This is a genomic window from Marinobacter sp. (assembly GCF_041595835.1).
Taxonomy (GTDB): domain Bacteria; phylum Pseudomonadota; class Gammaproteobacteria; order Pseudomonadales; family Oleiphilaceae; genus Marinobacter.
This window is the reverse complement of record NZ_JBFHJO010000076.1, coordinates 1-6785: the sequence shown is the minus strand read 5'-3', so window position 1 is coordinate 6785 and position 6785 is coordinate 1. Positions and strand designations below refer to the sequence as shown.

The following is a 6785-nucleotide window of genomic DNA, read 5'->3' as shown; positions in this document are numbered from 1 at the left end:
CCGACCAAATAAACAAAAACACCCTCAATCTCGAAATTAATATCCAGAAAGCCAAGCAGAAACTTGTTCACCGCAACGGTGATTAGCTGAAGATTCCAGGCCAGAAAATCCCACACAGGAACCGTGAGAAACAAAAGTCCCAGCGGGATCAGAAACCAACGTATCTGCCGCCAGCCCATCACGACCGCAAAACCACTGAGCAACATCGGCACCAACGTAAGCTGTTGCAAAGCCTGCAAGCGAATCAGGCCGCCAAGCCAGTAGCCCAAAAGACACAAAGCAAAAGGCAAAAGCCAAAACGGATAAAAGCCCGAAACAACCGGATGGCGTTTAACCGCCTGCACAGTAAGGAACAGCGAAACCGCCAACAACAAAAACCCGTGTGAATATGACTCATCCAGCTTGAGCCAACGTGTAACCACCCCTTCAATTGTGGAGAAAGCGAACACCCCAAACAGGCAAAATACGGCAAGGAAAGGCAGTAACTGCCGCAAAACTCCCGATGCCGGAATCCATTCCTTATTCATAAATAACCCTGCTTACAGCCTGAAGAAACGATTAACGGAGGAAACCAGCCCCTGAGGCAAGAAACCTCGAGCACCATACGCCAATTTCAGTACCGGTGAACGGACATATTCCACAGTCGTAAACGGCACGATCTGGCCCTTGAAGTGCCTTTTATAGAAAGTATTCTTACCCGCGCCAGCTAACAGGTCGTACTCGACTACGGCTGGGTCGCTGAAAGCCTGCTCAATTGAATAGCCCAGATGAAGAGTTCCCACCGATATTTTGGAGTGGAACTGCTCGGAAAAACCAGCTTGAAGATTATAGATCCGGTTGCCCGCACGAATATCGTACAAAACAGACAAAACCTTATCTCCAGACTTCAAAACAGAAAGCCTGGCCTGCTGATTATCCGAAAGCCGTGCTAACAAGCGCTGATGAAAGCGAACCGCATGCTTATCAAAGCAAGCCTTGCCCCATCGCTCCTGATGAAACTCGTTAAGAAGACTCAAAAAGCTTTCTGGATCAGACCACGGGCACCAGGTTCCCCGCAACTCGCCTTCAAACAGCGCCCGGCGATTAAACGCCTTCAGCCGGGTATTCTTGCCAAGCCCGGCCAACCAGGCAGAGTATTCTCCCGAGGTGTTTATCACCACCCCTTCTGCCGTACTGCGAACAAGCCTGGCCGCATTTACATGAAGATCAAGCTGCGACTCCCACTCTGCCATTGTTTGCAAAGAGGCATCAGCCAGTATCAGCTCGTCCCAGGCTTCCTGCTTCAGATAACCTGCCAACGCCGCCAGCGCTGCACTTTTATGACGGATATCGGCAATAAACCCAACGTACTCCGTACGAACCGTTGGCTTTAGTTTCCATGCATTACCCACCACATGAAGACGCCTCACGCGCCAGCCAACCGGTGTCGTAAACTCATTCACATACAATGGAGCCAAAGCGACCAGTTGCTCGTTTTCATCGTAAACCGCCAGCAACAATAGCGTCAGATCGAGCTCACTGCCCCACACTTCCCACCAGGAGATCTGCCACGCCCAACTCATAAAAAGCGGATCGGCATCGCTGCGATCAAGCAATAAAGCCCAATCATCCTGCAGAGACATAAACTGATCCTGGGTACATTCCCGAACGGTGTACATTACTTAGCACCAATCCGAACCAGCTGAACAGCCAGTTTAGCCGCAAAACGCCACGGCCCAGACCACAAGGGGTTCAGCCAAAGCGCCCGGGCCAACTCCTTACTGGCAAGCCCGGGACGACCGGAAGAAAGCTCATATCGCCCCTTCCGAACATAAAAGCGGCTCAGCCCATGACGCCTTTCCGAGTAGGACAGAGCGCCAGGATAAGACTTCAAAAACTCCAGTATCAACTGTTCATTCGCCTTGAACCGACTCTCTTTATCAGTAGAGATCTGATCTTCCATTACCCGATAGAATCCAAGGACTTCCGGCAAATAGTGAAATGTGTATTGCGTCGAAAAACGAAGCCACAGCCCATAGTCCTCTGCCAGGCGATCATTGCTGTCGAAGCCACCCATTTCTTCAAAACAGCGCCTGCGAGTCATCGTGGTATTCATACTCACAAAATTATCGTGAATGAGCATGGGCGTTATGCGACCGGAATAGCGTTTCATCCTGTTAACACCAAGCTCCCGCCCTTCAGCATCAATCACCATGTAGTCGCCATAGACAATATCAGCCTGCGGATTCGCCTCAAACGCCTGCAACGCAGAAGCAAGCCTGGACTCTACCCATGCATTATCAGAATCCAGAAAGCAGATAAACTCCCCTGAAGATTCAGCAATTCCGCGATTACGCGCCACACTCTGGCCCTGATTCGGCTGCTGGAAATAGCGGACTCTGGAATCTGCCAGATATTGCTTCATCAGCTCCGGCGTCTCATCCGTTGAGCCATCGTCAATCACGATCAGCTCAAAGTCTTCAAAAGACTGAGCCAGCACGCTTTCAACCGCTATCGGCAAGTATCCTGCACGATTGAAGGTTGGGGTGATCACTGATACACGAGGTTTCGATGACATGACTACTAAGCTTCCTTGTCGTGCCGATAACGATTTTACTTAAGCAAAACGGCGAGTAGCGCCCGCCATACATTAAGCTGCAATGGGTCGTATTGAATTGCTTTAGCGATTTCTTTCAGGCCTTCTGTTTTTTTACCAACACTCCCCAAATAGCGCCCTTTACGGATATAGAAATGCGCAAAACCGGCTCTGAACTCTTTATCGGAAAGCGCCTCAGGGAAATCCTTTCTGAAATCAAAAATAATCTCCTCGTTAACCTGAAACCGCCGTGTTTTATCAGATGAAATCTGATCTTCCATCACCCGATACCATGCCCAGTACCGGGGCTCGTAGCGAAACACGTAGCGTGCGGATAAACGAAGCCATAAATCGTAATCATCGGCTACCCGGCGCTTACCGCTCATGCCACCCATTTCATCAAAACAGCGCCGCCGAGCCATCGTGGTGTTCATGGCAACGCAATTATCTTTGATCATATGTCGGGCAATATTACCCGAATAACGCGACATGTTGTTGCGACTGACCTCGCACCCCTCTTCGTTAATGATGACATTGTCACCGTAAAGCACATCTGTATCCGGAAATTCGGCAAAAAGGCGAACCTGCTGTTCAAGCTTGTCTTTCGGCCAGTAATTGTCCGAATCAAGAAAACATATGTATTCACCTTTCGCTTCCGCCAGCGCCAGGTTCCTGGCAATACTCTGCCCCTGATTTTCCTGCCGGAACACCCTGATCCGGCTGTCGGCCAGGTACGGTTTCAAAACGTCATCCGTATTGTCTTCAGAGCCGTCATCAACAATCAAAAATTCAAAATGAGGATACGTTTGAGCAAGAACACTCTCAACAGCCTCCCCAATAAAATCTGCCCGGTTGTAGGTTGGCGTGATAACACTCACCAAAGGAGTTTTAGTCGACATTACATATTTTCCCTATGAGTGTTTTTTTCATTCCAGGATTCCCGGGCTGCCTGCAATAAATCTCCATCAGAGTCTCCGCCCATAATAAACCAGCCCTGGGCGCTGCGTTCGCACACAGTGGGCTCAAATACGGTGTTTGACGCCCAAACATAGAAACGCGGCTGCTCGCGGCCTTGATAAAAGCCGAGCGATTTCATCACCCGCTTGAGTTCCGAATCGGACGTCATGGCCGAAAACGCAATCGCACCCTGCCAATATTCGAGCATTGCCTTCACCAGCGCCCGCTTCACCGCCAAATTGCTGGCCGGCCCCACATAATCCACAAGGCGAACCTGCCCTCCTGAGGCACGCACAACCCCAATCGCTTCCAGCTGACCGTTCTCGCCCCGAACCTCAATAAAGCGGTAAGTACCAAAAGGGTTCTGCTGGTAACGCCAGTCCATGTAGGCTCCGTTACGCATTACAACCTTGTTGTAGCCGGCCTGAACCTTTATCCAAAGATCATCAATTTCACCATTACCCGGCAGCCTCTCCTTCCGAAGGGTTGTAAGCCGGCCACCACCGTAACTCCAGGTCAGAGCGGCACTCAGAAACTGGAAAACCGTAAGCGCAACATCCCGAAGCGATCTCGGGCGACGAATTTTCTTCAGAAAATGAACGTCCTGATTCGCATGCCACCCCATTCGCTGAAGCACCATGGACGCAACAGGGCTGATGCCAAAAGCCATCAGCACCGGAGATTTCTTTGCAAGGTCTTCCTTAATTAACCGGCCAACTCCCTGCCCACGCAGCTCAGCGCTGACTTTAAAGTCGCAACTCCACAAAGCCTCGATGGGTTTGCCATTCCAGACAATAGATACCGGAACAACCCCGTTAAAACCGACAACTCGCCCCCCATCCTCCGCCACCACAGGCTGAAAACCGTGGAGAGTGGCCCCCGGATTGTTCAGAAACTGGTACTCCCAGATTGCGCCTTTAAACGGCACATCCGAAAACAGCGCCAGCACTTGAGGACGATGCGCATTGTCGTCATAGGGGGTGATGTCAGCCAACGTTTTTCTCCAGCCAGGCAAGGAACATAAGAATGCCCCAGAGCTCTGAAGAATAGTCCTCACGGCCACGCAGATGTTCGTGCCAGTAGGCCATAACAACGTCTTCGTTTAAGTATTCCTGTTTCTGAAATACCGACGGTGTCAGCAAAGATTCTGCCCAGTCCCGCAAAGGCCCACGAAGCCACTGCCCGATAGGCACCGCAAAACCTTGCTTGGGACGGTCAACAAGTGCCTGAGGAACATGCCGGTACAACACGCTTCGTAAAACCTGCTTACCCACACTCCCCTTCACGTTGTAGCTCAGTGGCAGAGACAACGCAAAAGAGACCACCCGTGGGTCCAGCATGGGAACGCGCGTTTCCAGGCTGCAAGCCATAGCAGCACGGTCTACCTTAACCAGGATATCATCTGGCAAATACCAGTTAAGATCACGCCACATCAGCGTTTTCATGCCGTTATCCGGCACACCTTTTGGTAATGGGGCGTTTAACCCATAAATACCTTCACCGACGGGTTTAGTGAAACACTCCGGCTCATTCCAGAAAGACACCGACTGCCGGTAAAACTCAGACAAATCACCGGCCCTTGCCATAGCCCGTTCCGCTTTCAGGCGATGACCAATCGCTAACAGGGAACGGCCCCTCTGTGAAGGTACAGCTGTCCGCAGGACTCTGCTTGCCAGACCTTCCGGAATAAAGGAAACAGCTTTGCGCCCAAGAGCGCTGCCACTGAAACGATGTTGCCAGCGATTAACAACCGATGGATACCGGGTATAACCGCAAAACAACTCATCGCCGCCATCCCCTGAAAGCGCGACCGTAACGTGCTTACGGGTCATCTCACTGACCAGGAAAGTCGGTAACTGGGAGGAATCGGCAAACGGCTCATCATAGAGTTCCGGCAACCGCGGAACGAGTTGCAGGGCATCCTCAGGCTTTACATAAAGCTCCGTATGCCTGGTGCCCAGATGCCGCGCAACTTCTGCCGCGTGAATGGCTTCATTAAATCCGGGTTCGTCGAACCCAATACTGAACGTCCGAACGGGCTGAGATGCCCGTGTTTGCATCAGCGCCACCACCGTTGACGAATCAATCCCTCCTGAAAGAAACGCTCCGAGGGGAACATCCGACACCATCTGGTCTTCTATGACATCACTCAGAAGGCTTTCAAGCTGGAAACTACACTCATCAAAAGTCCCCGAGGCTGAAGCACCAAAACAATCTTCAAGCAGCCAGTAACGGGAGGGCTCCGGGCTCCGGCCAGGGCTGAGGTTTGTTAGATCAAAGTCAATAAACGACGCAGGGGGCAATTTAAAAATACCCGGATGAATACTCCAGGGTGCGGGAATGACGTTATGCCTCAGCAATAAAGCCAGAGCCTGAGGCTCTACGCCGCCCTTCCAATCCGGATGCGCACGCAGCGCCTTCAACTCGGAACCAAACAACAGCGTATTGCCCTGCCAGCCGTAGTAAAGTGGCTTTTCTCCCATACGGTCCCGTGCCAGCACAAGGCTCCTTTTATGGGTATCCACCAAGGCAAAGGCAAACATTCCGGAGAACCGTGCGAGACTGGCTTCAAGCCCCCAGCACTCGATAGAGGCAAGCATTACCTCGGTGTCTGAATGCCCCCTGAAAACACAGCCTTCTTTTTCCAGCTCATCCCGAATCTGCCGGAAGTTATAGATTTCGCCATTAAAAGCAATAACGTAACGGCCCGAGGCCGATATCATGGGCTGAGCCCCGGCTGGCGACAAATCCTGAATAGACAACCGGCGGTGCACCAGACCAACCCCCAGCTCAGCCCCTATCCACACGCCATCTGCATCCGGGCCACGATGAACTATCGCCTGCCCCATCTCGCGCAATCTGTTCTCTGTCAGCCCAGCACGCTGAGAGTTTACAATCCCGGCAAAACCGCACATTTGCTACGTCCTTTTGTACATACGAGCTATCCGGGTACTCAGATAACTTCGTTCTTCCCTGTTTAATACCAGCAGCCAGAAGCCAGCCAGCCAACTTAGGCTGCTTAACACAGCGCCAACAAGGATATCGGTATAGGAATCGTAAACCAGGTATTCACCAACAACCAGCAAAACCAAGGCCATAATGCCCGCAGGTACAAATCCCGGAAGAACAGCCGACCGCAAATAATAGAACACAGAAATACCCAGATGACGGCACGTGTAACGCAGATACAAGGGCACAAAAATCAACCCGGGCACAACAGACGCAAACGCCACCCCTTCCAGCCCGAACGGAT

General features: G+C 51.6%; 6 protein-coding genes and 1 pseudogene. All 7 read right to left on the bottom strand.

Translation table 11 applies throughout. The annotated features are described in order from the left end of the window. The coding region (locus tag ABYA77_RS14375; RefSeq protein WP_372966648.1) for an archaeosortase/exosortase family protein at positions 1–527 on the bottom strand (527 nt) is incomplete at its 3' end. Positions 528–539: 12 nt separating this feature from the next. Next, the gene (locus ABYA77_RS14370) at positions 540–1622 is read right to left on the bottom strand and encodes a GNAT family N-acetyltransferase (protein WP_372966647.1); all 1083 of its coding nucleotides are present in this window, start codon (positions 1620–1622) and stop codon (positions 540–542) included. Between the two features lie 35 nt (positions 1623–1657). Next, positions 1658–2557, bottom strand: a complete 900-nt coding sequence (locus tag ABYA77_RS14365) for a glycosyltransferase (protein ID WP_372966646.1) — start codon at positions 2555–2557, stop codon at positions 1658–1660. 35 nt (positions 2558–2592) lie between these two features. Next, the gene (locus tag ABYA77_RS14360; protein ID WP_372966645.1) at positions 2593–3474 is read right to left on the bottom strand and encodes a glycosyltransferase family 2 protein; all 882 of its coding nucleotides are present in this window, start codon (positions 3472–3474) and stop codon (positions 2593–2595) included. Continuing rightward, positions 3474–4526 (bottom strand): hypothetical protein, encoded by a 1053-nt coding sequence (locus ABYA77_RS14355; RefSeq protein ID WP_372966644.1) that lies wholly within the window; start codon positions 4524–4526, stop codon positions 3474–3476. The genes ABYA77_RS14360 and ABYA77_RS14355 overlap by 1 nt, the downstream gene beginning before the upstream one ends. After that, positions 4519–6447, bottom strand: coding sequence for an asparagine synthase (glutamine-hydrolyzing) (asnB, locus tag ABYA77_RS14350; protein WP_372966643.1), 1929 nt, complete (start codon positions 6445–6447; stop codon positions 4519–4521). The genes ABYA77_RS14355 and asnB overlap by 8 nt, the downstream gene beginning before the upstream one ends. 3 nt (positions 6448–6450) lie before the next feature. Further along, positions 6451–6785 (bottom strand): annotated as a pseudogene (locus ABYA77_RS14345) (polysaccharide biosynthesis protein); the annotation flags it as partial.